This window comes from Aureimonas sp. Leaf454, assembly GCF_001424685.1.
Classification (GTDB): Bacteria; Pseudomonadota; Alphaproteobacteria; order Rhizobiales; family Rhizobiaceae; genus Plantimonas.
In genome coordinates, this window is record NZ_LMQT01000019.1 from 438,881 (window position 1) to 458,927 (window position 20,047).

Genomic DNA, 20,047 nt, shown 5'->3' on the forward strand with positions numbered 1-20,047 from the left:
GCTTCGTCGTGGATCCATTCCGCCGCCGATCGATCGTGTTCGAAAGCGGCCTCGAGAACCAGGGCATCAACGTCCTGGTCGCGGCGCCGCAGGTCGCCGAGATCGAGGAGCAGGTTCGTCCCGTGCGATTCCTCGACCGTGCCGGCATCGACCGGAGCCATTGCTTCGACGTCCGCGTTCGCCTGATCTGCGGCCGTCGTGTCGCGATCGCCTTCAAGTACGAGGAGGACGCCCACCGCGACGGACTGGCCGAGCTCCTCCAGACGATAGCCCAACAGGCGTTCGAAGAGGACGCCAACGGCAACCGCGTACCATTCGCGGACGAATACCGCATCGTGACCGAGCGCCATCTCGACGGGATACGCGTGCGCAATGCCGAAATGGTCGTGGAATGCGGGTCGGACTTCGACGAGGAAGGTCAGGCGATCGTCCGAGATCGGCTCGCCGGCGCCCCACGTTCCTTCGCTCTCGGCGAGGTCGGTCGCATGACCGGGCTCGGCTCCCGTGGCTTCCGCGCCGCCGTCGCACTCGTCCAGGCCGGGATCGTCGAGGTCCCCCTGAACCATCTTATCGGTTCGGCAACCATGGTCATGAACCGACTTTTCAACTCGTGATCGTAAGGGTGGGAGGCCGATCCTCCCACCCTCCGTCCCGCTGCAACAGCGGATGAGGCTTCCCCCATGAACATCCACGTCCCCGCCAAGACCGCATCCTACCGGATCGAGCGCTACGACCGCGTCACGTACAACGGCCGCACCTACCGGCACATCGGCAAGGATCAGCGCATCCACATCCTGCAGTTGGTCGATGGCGACTACGTCCAGGACCACTTCGCACGGTTGTCCGACGCCGACATCTCGAAGGCGATCCAGCGAGGTACCTTCGCTCACGAGCCGGGCTTCTTCTCCCTCATCGCGAAGAAGTTGCAAATCCGCCAGGACGATACGGACCTGCAGGATCTCGACGAGCGAGGGTACGCCCGCATCCACCTGCGGCATCGCTGGGTCCGCGAGTTCCTGAAGCTCGAATCCGAGAACGGGTATCTCGAACGCCCCCGGGTCGGACGCTCGGCGAGGCTTCTCGGCCTCGCCATTCGATTCCTCAGTCCCGACATCGGCGCATGGTACGCGGATACGTTCGAAGGCTGGATCGCGACGCTCAAGGTCCATGCCGTCCCGCAGGTGCCTTCGGCGTCAACCCTCTATGCGCTGGTGCGCGCCTACGAAGCCGCGGGCTTCACCATCGGCGCCCTGCGCGAGAAGCGCTCCAACTGCGGAAACAGGGAGCAGCTCCGACCCGAGGTCCGCGCCGTCATCGCCGTGGCCGCCGAACGGTACATGAGTCTGCAGAGGCCATCGAAGGCCGACATCGTCAAGGACGTCCACGATGCCATCGATCTTCTGAACGCGGATCGTCCGGCATCCGACCAGCTTTGCCGGACATCGCCGAGGATCGTCCGCAAGCAGCTCGATGCGCTCGATCCCTTCAGCGTCATGGCGGGCCGCAAGGGGCAGGATGCGGCCGAACGCTGGTTCACCATGGTCGGCAAGGGTATCGTCTGCGATCGACCTTTGCAGCGCATCGAAATCGACGATTGGGAGGTCGATCTGCAGGCGCTCCTGTGCCGCTCCGACCAGGTCCACCGCATGACGAAGAAGCAGTTGGGCGAACTGGAAAGGGTCCGGTGCACGCTGTCGGCCGCCATCGACTGCCGCACGTCCGCGATCGTCGGGATCAACCTGTCGGCGGAGGCTCCGAGCGGCCACACGTCCAAGTCCTGCCTGCGATCCGTCGTCTCCGACAAGACGGGCCTTGCAGCATGGGCGAAGTGCGAGATGGATTGGCCCATGTACGGACGGCCTGCCCAGGTCGTGACCGACAAGGGTCCGGCCTTTCGTCTCGAGTTCGAGGATGCGGTTCGGGAAACCGCCGCCGGGCGTTCCATTCCCGACGCCGATCCACGCATGCGCGGGCACATCGAGCGCTTCTTCGGAACGCTGAAGGGGCAGTTCCCGGCCTGGTTCAGCGGTCGGACGTTCTCCAACGTCGTGGAGAAGGGCGACTACGACGCCGAGGCCATGGCGAGTTTGACGCTCGAGGACCTGCTGAAGTTCGTCGTTCGATGGATCGTGGACGTCTACCACAATACTCCGCATGTAGCCCTGGACGGGCAGACGCCGCGGAACGCCTGGCTCATGCTGGCGAACGACGAGGAAGGCATTCCACCGCCGCCGAGCGCTGACGATATCACGCGTATCTTCGGTCTCCGGCACAGGCGCAAGCTCGGCCGCGAAGGCATCCTGTTTCTGGACAACCACTACGTCTCCGACGACGTCGCCTGGCTGCTCCGAAACGAGTCGAACCGCGAGATCGTCTTCCGCATCAATCCGGACGACCTCGGCTCCATCCTTCTCGAGGTACCGGAAGATGTCCGGGGACGTGACGTATTCGGAGGTCGCAGCTTCGTCACCGTTCCGTGCCTGAACGAAGAACTGATCGGCATCAAGCTCGGGAACTGGCTGACGAACCGAGAGGACTGGAAGGACTTCGTCGAGTTGGAAGCGGAGGCAGGCCGCAAGGTCCGTGCGAAGGCCCGAGCCGACCTCTTCAATGGCGGATTCGCTGCGATGGCGGCCGCGGGAATACCCAACCACTGCCTGACCCAGAGTGCCTTCGACAAGTACATGAAGGGGGTGGGACGCAAGCAGCTGGCAGCCTTCCGCAATCCCGCCGACCGGAAGACCGACAAGGGATCGGACGAACCGCTTGGAAGGCTGGCAGCCCTCGCAGAGACGACGCCCGCGGCGAGAGCCGACGCCGACAAGACGACGCGTCGCAAGGCGGCGGTGCCGGAACGGTTCGTCAGGCCGACTGCGGAACCCATGCAGGGCAGATTCGAGAATCTCGATTCCGATTTCGAGGAATAGCCATGAGCAACACCGAACAGTCGTGCGGCCTTCCCGATGTCGCCGCCATCGTGGCCGCCCGCCGCGGCGAGATGCGGCAGGAGATCGTGCGCTCGATGGCGAAGGTCCGTGCCGCCTATGTCACGACCACTCGAGACCGTCTTCTCAGGGAGGGCTTCGACGAGTTTCTCGATCTCGTTCTAGGCACCTCCGCGGACGGACGACGGGAGGACGGGCGTTGCTTCTTCGTCACGGGTGAGAGCGGAGCCGGCAAGTCGAGGTCCATTAGGCGACTGTTCGACACCAACGAAGCGCTGGCGCCCATCGGGACGAACGGACGCGTCTACGTCCCGTGGGTATCCGTCAAGGGGCCGAGCCCGAGCACGCTGCAGCGCCTCGGACTGAGGATCCTACGGGAAGTCGGCTATCCCCTGAAGCTCGACACTCCGGAAAGCCGCGTCTGGGAAATCCTCGGCGATCAGCTCCGGCTTCGCAGGATCCTCGTCGTGCATATCGACGAGGCCCAGCACCTCGCACGATCCATGAAGAGCGAGTTCGAACGCAAGGCGGTGGCGAACGCGTTGAAGGACATCCTCGAGCACAAGGGATGGCCCGTCTCCTTCGTCCTTTCGGGTATTCCGACCGCCACCGAGATCGCTCGCGTCGATCCGCAGATCGAGCGGCGCGGTCGCTTCCTGGCGTATCCTTCCCTGGACATGACCAAGACGATCGACTGCAAGATCGTGCAGGCGATCGTTCGGAAGTTGGCCGACGCTGCGACCCTTCGCATCGACGGGCTGACCGACAGCCTGTTCGAGGATCGCCTGTGCCATGCGGCGAACCACCAGATCGGGAGAGTCGCTCAGATCGTCGCCGGAGCGATCCACAAGGCTCTCGTACGCGGATCCAGCGAGCTGACCTCGGAGGACTTCGTCAACGCCTACCGGTCCGCATCCCACACCACCGGCCTCGACGAACTGAACCCGTTTCTGGCCTCCGACTGGAAGGAGTTGCCGGCGGGCTCGTTTCTCATCGCGACGGAGAGCTGACATGGCGCGCAGAAGCTCGGCCGTCCGCCGCGGCACCAAGGGTCCGACGTTCTCATGGGCTCCCGTGGTCGGCCGCCACGAGACCGCCGTGAGCTACCTCTCGCGCCTGGCCGTCATGAACGGCCGCAGCATCGGCGACCTGCGGACCGAAACTGGCATCCTCGCCCGGGACATCGATCTCGGCCTGGAACCTGCCGTCAGGAAGATGGCCTCCCTATGCGGGATGGGAGTCGGGCGCCTGGCCCAATGGTCGCCGAGACGCCTGCCGGACCGGTCCTGGCGTCTGCACGGCCAGGACCTCGGGAGAGAGGGCCCGGATCGAACATTCTTCCGCTGGTGTCCGACGTGCGTCAGGGAGGACGCCGCGGGGCATGGCGAGATCGGGCCATATCTGCGGGCCGAATGGCAGGTTCCGCATATCCGCTCCTGCGACCGACACGGCATCATGCTCCTCGCGGCGACGCCGGCACGGAGGCAGTTCGAGCCGTTCCATTTCGCGGAAACGATCGCGGCCCTTCTTCCAAGCATCGATAGGATAGTCGGCGAGACGGTATCGGTGCCTGCCTCACCGTTCGAGGGTTATCTTCGAAGGCGTCTTGCCGGCGAGCGCCGCTCGGTAGTCTGGCTCGATACGATGCCCTTCCACGCCGCGGCGGATTTCTGCGGCATCGTCGGTGCCGTGGCGAACCATGGGAGGAAGGTCCGACCTACGTCGCTTTCCGCCGCTCAGTCGTATGCCGCCGCGGAAGCGGGCTTCTCGGCGATCGGCTCCGGACCGGCCGACCTCCGAACCTTCCTTGCCGGCATCCATGCCGGCACCCGCAACGGTCGCGGCGTCTGGGGCGCCCGCGCTTCGATCGGGCATGTGCACGTATTCCTCGAGAGGAAGATCGCGGACGAGGCCTACGCACCAGCCATCGAAGCCGTCCGCGACTTCCTGTTGGACACCGTTCCCTTCGATGCCGACGACGTTCTCTTCGGAACGCCGGTCGGACAAAGGCGCATCCATACCGTCCGGACGGCATCCCTCCAGTCGGGAGCGCACGCCAGGACGATGCGGAAGGTGCTCGTCAGGACCGGACACGTCGACGCCGACAATCTGGCGAAGCATCGCGATCACCACACCACGCTCGACGCGCAAGCCGTTGACCAGCTTCTGGTCGATCTGCAGACGGCCCTGACGACGCCGAAGGTCATCGAGCGGACCGGCATTCCGCGTCTGCACCTGAACTACATGATCGAGGCCGGACATCTGCCCAGCTTGACGATGTCGACGGACGTGCGTTGGGCGAAGCACAAGTTCGGACTTCGCGACATCGACGTTTTGATAGCGCGCATATTCGACGGCGCGCAGGAAATGCCAGGTTCCCTGCCCGGCATCTACGACATCATGGAGACGAGGGCGAAGGCGGTCTGCTCGGTTCAGGAGATCGTCACGCTGGTCCTGGACGGGAAGCTGACCTGGAAGGGACGGCTGGCCGGCCGGCACGACTACATGGCCCTGATGCTCGATCCGGAAGAGGTGCGCCAACTCGTCCGCCGCCAGGAAGGAACGGGCCTGACGATGATCGCCGCCGCCGTCTTCATGGGCATGTCGGCGAAGTCCGTGAAGAAGTTCGCCGACTCCGGCGATCTTCCGACCGTGGTCGAGATCAATGCCGTCAACCGCTGCCCGCAGACCGTCGTGACGCGTGCAGGGGCGGAGAAGTTCAAGAGCGATCACATCTCCCTGTTCGAGGCCGCCGAGCGCTTCGACATCCATTTCCTGCGGGCTAAGGCGATGCTCGAAGATGCCGGGATCAGGCCGGCCTTCGATCCCGTCGAATTCCTGACGACCTTCTACGACAGGCGCCGGGTCGAGGCTTTCGGAGCATAGAGTATCGCTCCGAGGCCGCCGTGACCTTGTCAGCCGGAAGAGAGGACCGTGGCCGGGGTCGGCAGCGGTCTGCGCCTCCCTGCTTCCCGTCGTCGCGTCTTAACCCTTCCCGAGGTTCTCGATATCCGCTATCGAAGAATGCTGGTAATTCGCTGATAAGCTGATTGACAACTCGGGGTGGGCTTATGAGTGACGTGACGTTCGGATCGTACATTTCGGCGGAGAGGAAGAAGAAGTCGATCAGTCAGAAGGAACTGGCCGCCCGCGTTCTCCGGGAGGAGGACGACAAGCCGATCTCTCCCCAGTACCTGAACGACATCGAAAGGGATCGTCGGCAGCCGACGTCGGACCATCTGATCCATCAATTCGCTGCGGTGCTGGACGTTCCCGTCGACTATCTCTTCTACCTTGCAGGGACGTTGCCCAAGGAAGCCAAGGAAGCCCGCCTGGACCCGTCCGAAGCGGTGAAGGCCATGAGTGCATTCAGACGAGGATGATGGTCGCATGGTGAAATGGCTGCCCGACCAGACCGGTCGATTTCCAAAACGTCCCCACTACGAGCCGATGGAGATCGACCGTGATTGCGAGACGCTTGTGGAAAGCTTCCTCCTGAAGAAGTACGGCAGGATCGAGTATCCCATTTCGACCGACGATCTGAGCAGCATGATCGAGGAGCATGTCGAAGATCTCGATCCCTACGCCGATCTTTCAGAGGAAGGCTCCGACGTCGAAGGGGTGACGAGATTAACTCTAGGGCGGCGCCCCGTCATCGAGATTTCGGAGACGCTTTCAAGTTCGGAGTCGCGTCAGAATCGCCTTCGGACGACGCTCGCCCATGAGTTCGGGCACGCGCTCTTCCACGATCCCGTCTTCCAGTCGGCATTCGGAAGTGGCGACCTTTTCGACGGAAACCAGCATAGCCTCGTTAGCCGGAGAGATGCCGATGACGTCGTCGCGCCTACCAAGGACTGGATGGAATGGCAGGCGAAATACGCTTCTGCCGCCTTCCTGATGCCGAGGAAGGCGGTCCAGGCCTGCATGAGGACCGTGTGGGAAGGCGAAGGGAAGATACCGCCCGTCCATGTGGACGAACCCACGGCGAGGCGAATGGTCCAAGGAGTCGTCGATCGCTTCCAGGTCTCGCGTGATACCGCGACCGTCAGGCTGATCGAATTGAACATCGTCACCCGCCAACGACGGCCGCCCGATTTGTTCGGTTAAGAAAATCTGAATCGAGATTGACTCCTACGTCGATCCGCCGATATGCTGTTTAGCGTATCGACTGATCGGCGTACTTGATGTGCCGGTCCCAACTCGAAAGGACTGGCCATGAGCGCCGACGAGAAGCAGGCAGGCCCCGACGCGGGGCGCGAGGACTACAAGGTCCAGATCGGAGACGAGAACCTCGCCTTCCGCCAGATCGGGATCGACGACGCGGTGGTGCTGGGACGCCAGCTGATCGCGGCAGCTGGGTTGCGTCCCGTCGAAGAGTACGTGACATTCGCGGTCCTGCCGGACGGCTCCCTCGAGGAGATCCGGCTCGACGAGAGCTACGACCTGCGTGGCAAGGGCGCGGAGAAGGTCGTCGTTCTTCGAGCCGACGCAACCTATCGCATCTTCATCGACGGACGTGAGTTCTCCTGGCGGCGGCTCGCTACTGGTGCGGTCCTGAAGCGGCTCGCCGGCGTCGATGTCGGGGCGAACGACATCTTCCTCGAAGTTCGAGGCAAGGGCGACGACGTCCTCGTCGCCGACGGCGAGATCATCGATCTTTCGACGAACGGGGTCGAGCGCTTCTACACGGCCGCCAAGGTCGAACAGACCTTCGAGATCGTCGTGAACTCCCGTCTGCGTATCGTGCCCGAAGCCGCCGTGACGTTCGAACAGGTCGTCGCTCTCGGCTTTCCGGGCCACCACGACGCCAACGTGACCTTCTCGATGACGTACCGCCACGCCGCGTCGGTGCCGCACAGCGGCGAGCTGGGTGCCGGCGGAACCGTCGCCGTCAAGAACAAGGGGACGGTCTTCAATGTCACCCGCACCGTTCAATCGTAGTCCAGACCTCCGGCGACTCCGCGACGAGGGATACCACGTCGCGATCGACGGAGGTTTCCTCCTCATGCACGGCGTCCCCTACGTCGACTCCCGGCGCGAGGTGCGCCGGGGCACCCTTATCTCCAGTCTCACGATGGCCGGAGACACTACCGTCCGACCCGATACGCATGTGGTCTACTTCGACGGGGATCGACCCTGCTCCGCGACCGGCAGGCCGATCGCGGCGATCGCCCACCATGAAGGCGACATTGATCTCGGTCACGGCGTCCGGGCGAAATTCGGCTTCTCGAGCAAGCCGGACGAGGGGTACACCGACTACTTCCACAAGATGACGACCTACGCGTCCATCCTGTCCGGACCCGCCGCGACGCTGCAGCGAGGCGTGACCGCGAAGACCTATGCCGTTCCCGACGAAGACGAGGACAACGTCTTCAACTACGTGGAGACGGCATCGGACAGGGCCGGCATCGGCGCGTTGACCGATCTCCTCGCCGATGAACGAGTCGGCATCATCGGCGTCGGCGGGACCGGCGGGTATGTCCTCGACTTCGTCGCGAAGACGCCCGTCCAGGAGATCCGGATTTTCGACGGAGACGTCTATCTCCAGCACAATGCCTTCCGGTCGCCTGGCGCTCCATCGATCGAGGATCTTCGCGACGCCCCCAGGAAGGTCGACTACCTGAGCGGGATCTACTCGAGGATGCATCGCAGGATCACCGCGCATCCCGTGCATCTGACACCGGAGAACGTCGACCTGCTCGACGGCATCACCTTTGCCTTCATCTCGATGGATGCCGGCGATGCCAAGCGTGCGATCGTCGCGAAGCTCGAGGAGATCGGCGCGTCCTTCGTCGATGTCGGCATGGGGCTCGAGCTCGTCGATGGTTCGCTCGGCGGGATCCTGCGCGTCACGGCCAGCACGCCGGAACAGCGCAGCCACGTGCACGAGGGTCGCATCTCTTTCGCCGGTGGGGGCGCGGACGACGTCTACACCTCCAACATCCAGGTTGCCGATTTGAACGCGTTGAACGCGATCCTGGCGGTCGTGAAGTGGAAGAAGATCCGAGGGTTCTATCGCGACCTCGAACGCGAGCACCACTGCACCTACACGACCGACGGCAACATGCTCGTCAATGGAGATCTGGGATGATGCGTCACTCCAGGCTCGATCACCGCTTCGTCGAACACTTGCCCGACGATCTCGACCCGGGGGTGCTCTACATCTCGGTCGCGTTCGGCACCGCGTCGCATTCGTGCTGCTGCGGCTGCGGCGAGGAGGTCGTGACCCCCATCACTCCGACGGACTGGAGGCTCACCTACGACGGCGAAACCATCTCGCTGAACCCGTCTGTCGGCAACTGGAGTCTCGCCTGCAGATCCCACTACGTCATCAAGGCCGGGAGGGTCATCGAAGCCGGGCCATGGTCCGATGAGCAGATCGCAAGGGAACGGTCCAGGGACCAAGCCGCGAAGGCTCGCCACTACGGCAACGCTGTCACGAAGGATCATACGGCTGTCGCGCTTCCGCCAGCTCCGTCGCCGTCCGTTCCGTCCAACAACGGTTTGTTCGATCGCATCAGAGACTGGTTCTCGGTCTTCGGAAAGGAAAGAAAGCCATGACGAGTGTGATGTTGGGGATTCTCAATTGGTTCGACCAATATGGCTTCGTTCGCCGGCATAGCTATGAATTGCCTTACGGGCTGCGTCTCGCAGTCGACATATCGCCCGGTACGTTCGTCATGTCGTTCGTTCTGCCGATAGCGTTGTTCGTGCTGCGCAACATCGCCGACCGTCTGGATGCCATCAGCCCGTTCGCGCCGATGATCAAGCCGATCTACGGGTATCTCCTGATCGGGATGTTCGTGCTTTGGATCATCTCGGTCCTGGTCAGCATTATCGCGCTTTTCATTGTTGCGATCAGCGGGCGTCGCGACCGATACTGAGATGGACTGCCTGACCTCTAGTTGCGAAGGCGGTCAGGCAGCCGGTCGATCATCCTAGAAGACCGGCAGGTGTCGGCCAGATCGTGAATGCCAAGGAAGCCAAGGCTTCCCCGCGTTCGGCGATTTTTGCTTCGTCCCAGCTCGTCTGCTTGGCGATCTTCCGGTTCAAGGTAAGGTTGGAATGCTCGACCAACTTCACTTTCTTCGTATCGAACGACAGATTGCTGAGCGATCGATTGAGGGCGTCCGTAACGATGGTGAGATTGCCCAACGTGTGCACGGCGGCGTCTCGTCGCCAATACCGAGGGTCTTCCGGTCCGACGGCGGCCTGCGTGGTGTCGTCGACGATCTGCCAGTTCGTCTGCCAAGTCTGCGGCATCACATGCTCGACCCACAGCGAGCCTGGCCGTCTAGTCGCCTCGGTCATGTTCGTTCGTGACGCGATCTCGAACTCCCAGAAGATGTCGTTCAAGATGCGGGAGGGGATACGGCCGTACGCCTGCTTTTCCAGAATGCAGGTCCGAAGCTCGGTGTCGTCCGGAAACCTCGTGGTCGGTCCCGCCAGACCGGCGAAGAAATCCTGCACGGAGGCGATCGATACGCCGTCGCGTCGGAGGCGGCTCGAGAGGCGTGGGAATATTTGGTTAAGGTTCTTAGGCGTGAGGTCGCACAGCGTCCTGCGGACGAGATAGCTGTCAATGAGGCGTGCGATATTGCGCCTGGTTCCCTCGTCGACGCCGGGCTCCGCGATCTGAAAGGCGATCGGGTACGCGGTGGTGTTCTGCCACATCTTCAATCGCTCGCCGAGCCAGGCAAGCGTGGAGCCGTTGTCGACGCGCCCTTCCAGCGCTTCGTACGCCGGCGCGTAGCGGTTCAGGACAGCCAGCTCGTCCTCGACGGCCTCGAATCTCGGTCGACGGTTGGGCGTGGCCCACGCCCGATATTCCGCATAGAGTTCTCGAACCGTGGTCCGATCACCGGTCTCGGTGGTCAGCACGTTCGCCAGGAAGTGGTCGATCCTCGGACGAGTCGGGCGAGCATTCGGGGCAGGCTCTCGCCACCATGCGTCGTCGAAGGGTCCCCATACCTCGTCGTACAGCCTCTCGGTTCTGGCGCGAGCGTCCTGCCTACCCCGGTTTTGGGCTTCGGCTCTGTGGAAGACGTTGTTGCGAACCAGATCCATCGCCAAGAGGGGCTGACCAGCCGAGTTGAGCGTTTCGAAGATGACCTGTGCATCGTCCTCTGGGCCGAGGGTGATGACGATCAGCTTCAGATGGAAGACGACGGCTTCCAGAACGGCGCTTAGTCGCTCGAGAAACCTGTCTTCCTCGACCGGGATCGACAAGGCATCGGCATTGGCCGACGTCTCGTCATCGATGTCGATTTCCGTCTCGTCGCCAGGCCCGTTTTTCACGAACTCCTCAATCTGGGCGAGGAAGAATTCGTACGCCCGGAGTGCGCGTCGCGAGGTATTCTTCGGAACGCCTCCACCCCAGTAGAGCCCCTTCGCTCGATATTTGCGACGGACCTCGGCCATCGGCTGCTCGAGAATATCGATGAAAACGTCCCTGTCGCTGGGCGTCGGCGTCAGCTTGAAGCGGGCCAGCTCGTCGGTGTCGGCGCGACCGGTCTCGTTGAAGAGAAGGCGCTGGCACTGCGTGGCGACGCCGTCGAACCCGCGCCCGATCGCGATCTGACGCATGGCGGCGATCAGAATGAGAAAGGTCGTCAGCCGTTGCTGACCATCTACGACATGAGTGACCAACGTCGAACCGAAAGAACGCTGCGACACGTCGGGGGCCAGAAGCAGGGCGCCCATGTAGTGGTCGAACTTCGCCTGTCCTTCGAGCACGTCTCCAGCCTTCGCCGCGACGTCCAGCCAGAACGCCTTTGTCCTGCCACCATCGTATTCGTCGTGCCACTGGTACTGGCGCTGATAGAGGGGAACGATGAACCGCTCGTTGCGGGTCAACACGTCCGTCACCTTGAACTCACGAGCATCCACGGTCTGCGTATCCTCTGCCTGCGATGCCGCCGAATCGCGGACGGTATCGATTATGGCAGATGTCGGTTCAGACCACCCCGATTGCCTGTAGTGCCTGATGCACCTCGGGGCGGAGCGTGTAGCGGATGCTCCCCTGCCCCCGGAACTTCTCGATTAGAACCGAAGACTGGTCCTCCTTGTCGTCGATGAACCGCCGGAAGCAGCCGTAGCGATCGTAGACGAGGTGGCCGATGCAGAGCCCTAGGTCGCTCTTGCCGTAGACCTTAACGGCCTCGGCATAGGACCCGCCGGGGTTGACAGCCTGCCATCGCAGATACCGGACCTCGTCGTCGCTTGGCGGGCGGACTTTCGTGAAGGCGTGCCGGACCACTTCAGCGAGCGTCATGCCTTCGGTCTCTTCCTCCGATCGCTGAATCGACACCGCGGTAGCGGCATCCACATCGTACGGACGCCGACCCAGCTCCTCGTCACATGCAGCGACCAGATCGGAAAGCCCCTTGGCGGTCGCGGCCTTTCTGACGAGTTTTATTTCTGAGGAGGCTTGGATCGTGAGGCGTTCGATCGCCTTCTGGACGAGAGCTGGGGAAAACGGATCCGGCATGTTCGACACCCTGCTAGCCTTACGATTGCAGCATATCAGAAATCGTCTGGCTGCGAGCTACCTCCTCTTGCAGCTGCAATGGGAGACCACTGTAATCCACCCTGACGATTCGGTCGTAAGGGGAGAAGATGGGGATCACCTGGGTCTACGACGACGCTCGCGAGGCCTATCAGGCTAATACCGAGACGGTCCCCTCCCCAGGAGGAAGGGCTCCGGTCAATTTCCTCTGTCCCTTCTGCAGCAGCACGTTTACCGAGTTCTCCTCGATGCAGCGCCATGCATCGAGCCAGCATCAGTTGCGTCGTCCGCTCCTCATGTGGCGGGGCCATGAGGTGGGGCGTGAACGGAAGATCGCAACGCCGGGTGAGTTCAAGATAGCAAACTGCACCAGGGCTATTATTTCGGTGGATCGAGCCGCCGAGGAGACGATCGACATTGCGAAACTGGAGGCGCTTCTGGGGTCGGCGACGAACGCTTCGGTTCGAGTGCGACTTGAAAACCGACCCGACAAGAAAATGGCTGCCGCGGTCTCGTCCTATCGGCTGGAATTTCGGATCGCCGACACGGAGGCGCTGTCTCAGGTCGAAGAGGCATTTCAGGAATATCTTGTTCGAGCCATCCCCAATCCCGACAGGATCCGAATTTTCCTCGAGGATCCTCGCTGCACCGGAGTAGGAGAGGAGTATGCGTCGGGCCTCTATGCCTACGTGCACGCCCTCCTGCTGAAGGAAGGGGCTGGCGACAATGGATTTATCTCCGCCTATGCCTTGCACACCGAAAGATTTGGCGAAGCCCTTCAGAAGCTCGAGGGAATGGACCGTAAGCTCGCTCGTTCAGTGTGTTCTCTGGTGCGTCTGATACGCAACGACCTGTCGGGTGACGGAGATCCAGGTCTGGGACAGATCGGTGTCGCCTACGACATGCTCCGCGGCCCGGATGTCTACGGAGCCTCGGTCCGCGGGTCGGTGCCAGCCGGAGAATTGCCCCTCTGCCCTATCGACCATGGAACCAGCCGCATCATAGCACTCGCCAACCGCCTTGCCGACGCCGATCGGTGGAGCGCCATGCTGAGGGAAGAATGCCGTACGACGGCTTCCGACGCGCTCCTGCATGCCGATGATCATCGAAAGGTCTTCGCCTACTGGGCGGTGACCGCCCTTCGCCTTGGTGATCGAGGCGCCGCAAGATATGCCCTGCAGCAAATCGCCAGCATCTATCCGTTCGACGGATGGGCATCTGCCGCACTAGCAGGAAACGGTAGTCCGTAGGATGAACGACAAGATCAGCCATCAGCCGAAAACCGGCATCAGGAAGCCTTCTAGGAAAGGCAACCATCGCAAGGGACAGCCACCTGCCAAGGACGGCAGGCAGACTGCGATAACGGCGGCGCCAGTGTCTCCGATCGAACCTGTCGCATCACCCGAGCCTGTCGTCGAAATCGGAGCGTCCTCGTCCCGGATCGAACCTGTCGAATCGCCGAAGGCTGTCGTCGATACCGCGGTGACAGGGTCCCCTGCTACCGATCACGCTGCCTCAAACGAGCCCGACGCCACGGCGATCGCGGGCATTTCCGAAGATGAAGCAGCGAACCCTGCTCCAGCGGACGCCGAAGCCGACGAAGTCGCCATCGAGCCGACGCTCATGGCCTATTTCCAGAGGCAGTCGGTCAAGACGTCGACCTTTCTGAAGGCGCTCAAGGAAGCCAGGATCTCCCGATTTACGGGTACGGACACGTCGAACGTCGAGTTGATCGTTGCCGAAAAGGACAAGGACGGCTCGAGGTTGTGGCAGCTGGTGTCGGTAGCGTCTTCGTCGGATGCTGTGTCGGCCTGGATCTGGCCCTTCATCAAGAACAGGGTCAACCTGCTTGTGGGCAATCTGGTCGACCTCAACGTTCAATCGCCGTCGCAGACCCTCCAGGGAGTGGTTACGTCGATCTCGAATGCGCTGAACGGGGAAGACAAGGAACGCGTCAAACGGGCTGAGAACGACCTTCGTCTCGCGGTGGCGTGGTTGATCGAGAAACGCAACATCGAGCCGACGGATGTCGCCGATCGGCTCCGGCATCTCTACGTCACCTCCGACGAAGCGGAGCGGCGCGTTCTGAAGTCGATGGCATCTGGCAGCAAGGTGGAGTTTCAGGCTTCCGTGGTTGCCTTGTGCCTGACCGAGGATCAGCTTCGGCGGGCTCGTCACGAACGTGAGGTCGAACGCAACCAGCATTTCGACACCAAGGCGAAGCTAGATGCCTTGCGTCAGGATACCGCCGCGCATGCTCGGACGATCAAGCAGCTGGAAGAAGCGAAGGCCGACCTCGAACGCCAGCTCGCCGAAGAACGAATCCGGTCGGACAACGACCGGCGTTACCAGGCCCATTCCTCATCCCAGACCAAGGCCGACTTCGGTCTGGCCATGCAGCGGGTGAAAACGCTCGTGGAAGAGGCCGGGGAAGCGGTGCAGATCGCCATGAAGAGATCCGACGAGGGCAGTGTCCGAGGCTTGCAGGCCGCCGAGCGGCGCATTCGATCCGCCGTCGACGCAATGACGGAGATCGGGAAATGAGCAGATACACTTTCGGGATCGATTTCGGCACGACGAACAGTCTGGTCACCCTCGTCGACGAGCAGGGCCAGTCTGTCTTCTACGTCGACGGCGGCAGGCCCCATCCGTCCGTCATCTGGTACCGCGGAGGCGAGGTCGTCGTCGGTCGGCAGGCTCGCCAATATCTCGACATCACATCGGAAGGAGTCCCTCCCGGCTTCGTCCGATCGCCGAAGATGGCGCTTCGCAACGACAGCCCGATCTACGTCGACGGTCGCGTGATCGATCCGGCAGATGCGATCGCCGAAGTGCTGAAGCATCTCGTCGCCCATGCGGCGAAGCCCGATGCCGAGCATGAGGGGGAGACCGTCTCCAGAGCGGTAATGACGATACCCGTGAACTTCGGGGGGCCACAGCGCAGGGCGCTTCGCACGGCTGCGGCGAAGGCCGGCATTGGTGTGGTCCAGTTCGTCCACGAGCCCGTCGCCGCCCTCTATGCCTACCTGCGATCGCAGAAGAACTGGGATCGGGAGATCGCCCGATACGAAGACCGCACCATGCTTGTCTTCGACTGGGGTGGTGGCACCCTCGACCTGACCCTCTGCCGCATCCAGGGCGGCATGATCCAGCAGATCGACAGCCTGGGCGACAACGACGTCGGCGGCGACCGTTTCGACGAGCGGCTGCGCAACCTTGTGCGAGAGAAGCATGCAAAGTCCTGCAAGCTGCAGGACGTCGAGGCGCTCGAGCGCCCGGGCATGGCTGCCAGACTTCTGAACCAGTGCGAGAACGCGAAGATCGACCTTTCGGACCCCGACAAGGATCGCTCCGACTTCATCATCAACGGCTATCTCCAGAGCGACGACAGTTCCGAAGATCTCCTCGAGGACATCACCCGCGAGGAGCTGGACAAGGTTAGTCGCGACATCGTCCTTCAGGGCCTCGGACGCATCGACGAGATTCTAGCCCGCGCCAGCCTTCAGACCCGCGACGTCGAGTTCTGCCTGGCGACCGGCGGGATGGTGAACATGCCGGCAATCCGGAATGCATTGGCCGAGAAGTTTCCCGGCCGATATCGAGCACCTCCGAACGGAGACCGAATTATATCCGAGGGTGCGGCATGGATTGCCGCCGATGGTCTTCGTCTCTGCCTGTCGAAACCGATCGAGATTCTTAGCGCCGACAGCAGCGGTCGAGGGATCTACCAGACGCTCGTCGCCGAAGGAACGACGCTCCCGATCGAGAATGCATCCCATGCGGTGACGAACTCGAGGCTGTACTGCGTGGACCCGAGAGAAGGGGTTGCGTGCATCGAGTTCGCCAAGCCGACCCGTCCGGGCAAGCCCAGGCCATCCGACAAGCGAACCACGCTGCAGACGCTGACCGTCGCCGTGGATCGCAATGCGCGGCCCCTCATGGAACGCATCATCTGCGATCTCGTCATCGATCACGACTATGTCGCCAAGGCCACCTTGCGCTCGACGGCTCGCCAGGACGTTGCCGAGGTCGAATTCCACGATCTGGATTTCGCACTCGCCCTACCCGGGCGACGTGAGATGGAAAGCGATGCGGAGGACAAGCCGGCGACGGGAGGTTTCGTCAAACCCGCCTCAGGCCCTCCCCTGGTATCCGCCGGCAAGGTCAACCTCGCGCAGCGGACCAACGTGGTCTTCATCCCCGGCGCGGTGGACCGCATCGACCCGTTCTGGAGGTTCGTACCCGGAGATATCGTCGGCAATTACCAGTCGAACTATTTCGACGTCCGCAGCTCTTCGGCAACCCCGCTGCAGCTGGAGGAGAGCGCGTTCTACACACCGTGCGGATGGTGCGGGCGGATGCTGACCGAGATCAACGCGGTGGGCCCGATTGCAGAATGCATGAAGCGGCACTGCGGAGAAATGCGCCTCGCGTGAGCTAACTCGAAATTGGGGAAGACGTCCTTATTATATGAATAACCTCCCTGACCGTCTCTGGGTCTATACAGATATAATCTTTATGGTTAAATCTGCCAATTTTGAACAAACCATCATTTTTTATGATATTTGACCACCTATTACGAAATCTATCAGTAAATTTGTAGCTTTTTCCATGCTTAATTGTATTGTTAAGTAGATTGACGTTCTTTAGATCTGGATTTACGGATGGCATCATCGACGAAAGTATTTCAAAATTACAACCATTAATCTTACGACCCACGAATCTTTTTGCTGAGTTCTCCCAATAGTGAAATAACGAAGTAACAAAAGCAGCGCATATCTCGCCTCTCGCCAGAATGTTCATTTTTACTTCTAATTCAAAGTCGTATTCATATTCGAGTTCGACAATTATCCCGGAATCGTCATGATGCTCGATGTGATCGAACATGGAGAAAATTGTAAGCTTCTCCGAATACTCATTATGATTTTTTGATATTTTCGCTTCAACCGATGACAATGCCGTCTCGAATGCAAGTTCGATCACATCTAAACCTGACGAATAAGGGGACGGTGGCGGAGGAGGTCGTTTGTGAACGCTAGTTTCTTCCATGTCATCGCGAGTCTTGCTCATTGTAATTGGCAACCTTCACACAAACGCTGATTAACAATATTTCGATGAGTCATAGGCTTTAAATGAAGGAGTGGCGTGATGTGCAACTACCTCATCCATATCCGCTCTTTTTCAAACCAATCGTGCACGTCCTCCATCTGTGCACCTGGAAGACGCATTAGAATAACCCGTATCGTCTTGACAGCAAAATAGGCATCTCTAATCAGTTCTCGTTGCCTATCTAAGATTTCAGGCGAGAATTGATTAAATGAAATGGTGTGAGCTGGCTTCGACCTTTCTTTTCTCACCTTCTTAAAAGTTCTCAACATTTCATCTATCTCGCTTAGATAATCAGCGTGATGGACAAAATAGTTTTTGCACCAGTCTTCCAGAATTCGGATAGTTCCTTTTTCTCTACCTTCTTCGTCTGTGGTAGCAACGTCGCTTCCAAAAAAGTTCTTGGATATATCGTCGGACATCAACCTATCCAGTAGCATAGCGAAATCATTGTATTCCTTGCTGGTCAGACGAAGCAAGAAACCAAAGGAATCAGGACGTTTGTATGCCCTAAATTCTGACTTGAATAAAAGAGGCCTGCCAAGGGATCGGCAAATATTTTGTATCTGAAATTTCTCTTCGAGAAATGCATCAAAGACAGAGGCCCCTTCCGGGAATTCTGCCATGATCGTTGTTTTAAAATAGTCAGGGTGAATTTCTGACTTTTCATCTGATTGATATCGCTTAAGCCAGCCTTGTAGCTTAGACGGCATAGAATACAGATCTCTTCTATAAATGGCTACGTACCTATGTCCATTGCTATCGAAGGAAAATCCGAACCTGCTTATCTCGTGGGCTTCATTCCTGTTGTCATATATAGCGCCATGAATGTCATCAACACGGTAGTCATACCGTGGATCATTACGAAACTCCTCAAGAACTGAAACGTCGAACGTGATATGCTCGATCTGAGGGGCTCCTAAAGCAAGCTCTAGGCTGTATGGCCGACCCTCATATGCCAACCTGTCAACTTCGTTCCGAAGGACTTCCGGGCAAGGATAAAGACATCCATCGCTTAAGCCATCCAATGATAATATTGCACGGAGTTGGTCTTCATGGTCGAGCGGCGCGAACAGCTTGATATGAGGATTTACGGTTTGGACATGATCAATAAGCTTTTTTCTGATCAACGAGAGTGCGTCCGCCTCCTGGTTCGCACGAAGTGCATACACGGGCAGGCCATTGAAATCGCTGTTGAGATATTTCTGGACAATCGCTTGTAGAAGCGAACTTTCGGATTCGCTCAATTCGGATGATGTATCCATCTCGATAACGTCGTCGGTATCTGATCGAACAATCATCCCAGTCGTCCGGGTTTCATCATCTCGCTTGGCCATTTGCTGCCTCTAAGGGGACATGTAATCCTGATGGTTCCACACGTTGATGCAATACCCAAGTCGAACTACGGTCGCCTCTTGTTGGTTTGGCAGCTGCACGCCCCCCTCGGTGCAGCGAGCGAGGCAGCGTAGCCGATCGAATCAACCTTTATGTTATCCTGCAGCGGGCACTTTGACGGGCGGGCAATATGAGCGTGAGAACGATTTTGGTAGGTGCTGCCGCGATCCTGGTAATTTCGATGTCGGCTTCAGTGTCTCATGCGCAGACGACGTGTCGTGCGGATGGTTTTGGTGGCAGCCGCTGCACGGACGGCGGTGGATTTTCCGCAGACGGTTTCGGCGGCGTACGGGGAACTGGAGCCTACTCCGGCGGTGGCTATTCATCCGATGGATTCGGCGGTGTCAGAGGAACCGGCAGCAATTCTGGTGGCGGTTATTCCTCGGACGGCTTCGGTGGAGTCAGGGGCACGGGCAGTAACTCGGGCGGTGGCTGGACCTCTGATGGGTTTGGCGGATTGCGCGGCACCGGCAGCAACGCCCGGCAGCGCTGTGCATCGGACGGCTTCGGCGGCACGCGCTGTAACTGACAAGATGCCAGGCGTCTTCACTTGGAAACCCGGGACCAAATACAAAGATCGGATTGAGTCCGAATATCGTTTCACGTCCCGCTACGATGGTCTCATGGAAGAAGTTGGCCTCGGATGGGTCGTCTTTCACCGGTCGAGAAGAGGCGATGACAACGCACCATCGGCATACGTCGGCGTCGGCGAGGTTCATTCGGTCGAGAACCTGACGTTTCCGATTGGAATGCGAGTTGCTCGTATCCGGAACTTTCTCGCCTTCGATCCCCCTGTGCTTTTCCTCAATGGAAATATCAACCGTGAAGAGACCCTTCGGGTTCTCCCGCGGACTTCGGTCGGTCCTCACACCCAGGGTAATCCTATACGCCCCCTATCGAACGAAGATTTTGGCGCGATCGTCAGGGTCGGCCTCGCCGACTTGTTCGACGGGGATAAGACCGCTCTGCTCGATCTCGACGATCCGGATGTTGATTTCCACTGAGAGCTGACCCAGGCAGCTTCGGTTTTTCCATCGAGAATTGACCCATGTTTGAACTCGTCTCCACGCCATCGGTGCGGGGACATCGGAGT

19 protein-coding genes are annotated in these 20,047 nt (G+C 60.2%); 14 read left to right on the forward strand and 5 right to left on the reverse strand.

Annotated features, from left to right (window positions below):
* Positions 1-35 precede the first annotated feature (35 nt).
* The 3 genes from ASG43_RS13480 to ASG43_RS13490 all read left to right on the forward strand — a co-directional run bounded on the left by ASG43_RS13480 (position 36) and on the right by ASG43_RS13490 (position 3,955).
* Positions 36-614, forward strand: coding sequence for a hypothetical protein (locus tag ASG43_RS13480; RefSeq protein ID WP_156386691.1), 579 nt, complete (start codon positions 36-38; stop codon positions 612-614).
* A 66-nt stretch (positions 615-680) separates the two neighbouring features.
* Entirely contained in the window at positions 681-2,927 is a 2,247-nt protein-coding gene (locus ASG43_RS13485) for a hypothetical protein (RefSeq protein ID WP_056505752.1), read from the forward strand.
* Between the two features lie 2 nt (positions 2,928-2,929).
* Positions 2,930-3,955 carry an ATP-binding protein gene (locus ASG43_RS13490; RefSeq protein ID WP_056505753.1) on the forward strand — a complete coding sequence of 342 codons (1,026 nt, stop codon included), beginning with the start codon at positions 2,930-2,932 and terminating at the stop codon, positions 3,953-3,955.
* Between the two features lie 565 nt (positions 3,956-4,520).
* On the opposite strand, the gene ASG43_RS23580 is transcribed toward ASG43_RS13490, so the two are convergent.
* Entirely contained in the window at positions 4,521-5,207 is a 687-nt protein-coding gene (locus ASG43_RS23580) for a hypothetical protein (RefSeq protein WP_244488088.1), read from the reverse strand.
* Between the two features lie 9 nt (positions 5,208-5,216).
* On the opposite strand from ASG43_RS23580, the gene ASG43_RS23585 reads away from it, so the two are divergent.
* From ASG43_RS23585 to ASG43_RS13525, 7 genes are all read left to right on the forward strand, one after another.
* Complete coding sequence (locus ASG43_RS23585) at positions 5,217-5,831, forward strand: hypothetical protein (RefSeq protein WP_244488089.1); 615 nt, start codon at positions 5,217-5,219, stop codon at positions 5,829-5,831.
* Positions 5,832-6,016: 185 nt separating this feature from the next.
* Positions 6,017-6,328 (forward strand): helix-turn-helix transcriptional regulator, encoded by a 312-nt coding sequence (locus ASG43_RS13500; RefSeq protein ID WP_056505765.1) that lies wholly within the window; start codon positions 6,017-6,019, stop codon positions 6,326-6,328.
* Positions 6,329-6,335: 7 nt separating this feature from the next.
* Entirely contained in the window at positions 6,336-7,052 is a 717-nt protein-coding gene (locus ASG43_RS13505) for an ImmA/IrrE family metallo-endopeptidase (protein WP_056505768.1), read from the forward strand.
* A 108-nt stretch (positions 7,053-7,160) separates the two neighbouring features.
* Positions 7,161-7,886: a multiubiquitin domain-containing protein gene (locus ASG43_RS13510; RefSeq protein ID WP_056505771.1), complete on the forward strand. Its 726-nt coding sequence runs from the start codon at positions 7,161-7,163 to the stop codon at positions 7,884-7,886.
* Positions 7,861-9,036 carry a ThiF family adenylyltransferase gene (locus ASG43_RS13515; protein ID WP_056505774.1) on the forward strand — a complete coding sequence of 392 codons (1,176 nt, stop codon included), beginning with the start codon at positions 7,861-7,863 and terminating at the stop codon, positions 9,034-9,036. Before ASG43_RS13510 ends, ASG43_RS13515 begins: the two co-directional genes overlap by 26 nt.
* The gene (locus ASG43_RS13520; RefSeq protein WP_056505775.1) at positions 9,033-9,506 is read left to right on the forward strand and encodes a DUF6527 family protein; all 474 of its coding nucleotides are present in this window, start codon (positions 9,033-9,035) and stop codon (positions 9,504-9,506) included. Before ASG43_RS13515 ends, ASG43_RS13520 begins: the two co-directional genes overlap by 4 nt.
* Positions 9,503-9,829 (forward strand): hypothetical protein, encoded by a 327-nt coding sequence (locus ASG43_RS13525; RefSeq protein ID WP_056505779.1) that lies wholly within the window; start codon positions 9,503-9,505, stop codon positions 9,827-9,829. The genes ASG43_RS13520 and ASG43_RS13525 overlap by 4 nt, the downstream gene beginning before the upstream one ends.
* 49 nt (positions 9,830-9,878) lie before the next feature.
* Here ASG43_RS13525 and ASG43_RS13530 read toward each other — a convergent pair whose 3' ends face one another.
* Both ASG43_RS13530 and ASG43_RS13535 read right to left on the reverse strand, forming a co-directional pair.
* On the reverse strand, positions 9,879-11,834 hold the full coding sequence (locus ASG43_RS13530) for a DUF262 domain-containing protein (RefSeq protein ID WP_056505782.1): 1,956 nt from the start codon (positions 11,832-11,834) through the stop codon (positions 9,879-9,881).
* Positions 11,835-11,901: 67 nt separating this feature from the next.
* Entirely contained in the window at positions 11,902-12,435 is a 534-nt protein-coding gene (locus ASG43_RS13535; RefSeq protein ID WP_056505785.1) for a hypothetical protein, read from the reverse strand.
* Positions 12,436-12,563: 128 nt separating this feature from the next.
* On the opposite strand from ASG43_RS13535, the gene ASG43_RS13540 reads away from it, so the two are divergent.
* The 3 genes from ASG43_RS13540 to ASG43_RS13550 are packed head-to-tail and all read left to right on the forward strand — an operon-like array spanning position 12,564 to position 16,889.
* Entirely contained in the window at positions 12,564-13,703 is a 1,140-nt protein-coding gene (locus tag ASG43_RS13540; protein ID WP_056505786.1) for a hypothetical protein, read from the forward strand.
* 1 nt (position 13,704) lies between these two features.
* Complete coding sequence (locus tag ASG43_RS13545) at positions 13,705-14,997, forward strand: hypothetical protein (protein ID WP_156386692.1); 1,293 nt, start codon at positions 13,705-13,707, stop codon at positions 14,995-14,997.
* Positions 14,994-16,889: an Hsp70 family protein gene (locus ASG43_RS13550; protein WP_056505788.1), complete on the forward strand. Its 1,896-nt coding sequence runs from the start codon at positions 14,994-14,996 to the stop codon at positions 16,887-16,889. The genes ASG43_RS13545 and ASG43_RS13550 overlap by 4 nt, the downstream gene beginning before the upstream one ends.
* Position 16,890: 1 nt before the next feature.
* On the opposite strand, the gene ASG43_RS22835 is transcribed toward ASG43_RS13550, so the two are convergent.
* Both ASG43_RS22835 and ASG43_RS22840 read right to left on the reverse strand, forming a co-directional pair.
* Positions 16,891-17,523 (reverse strand): hypothetical protein, encoded by a 633-nt coding sequence (locus ASG43_RS22835; protein ID WP_156386693.1) that lies wholly within the window; start codon positions 17,521-17,523, stop codon positions 16,891-16,893.
* Between the two features lie 86 nt (positions 17,524-17,609).
* Positions 17,610-18,896: a hypothetical protein gene (locus tag ASG43_RS22840; protein WP_156386694.1), complete on the reverse strand. Its 1,287-nt coding sequence runs from the start codon at positions 18,894-18,896 to the stop codon at positions 17,610-17,612.
* Between the two features lie 291 nt (positions 18,897-19,187).
* Between ASG43_RS22840 and ASG43_RS22845 the strand changes: the two genes are divergently transcribed.
* Positions 19,188-19,958 (forward strand): hypothetical protein, encoded by a 771-nt coding sequence (locus ASG43_RS22845; RefSeq protein WP_156386695.1) that lies wholly within the window; start codon positions 19,188-19,190, stop codon positions 19,956-19,958.
* Positions 19,959-20,047: the final 89 nt, after the last annotated feature.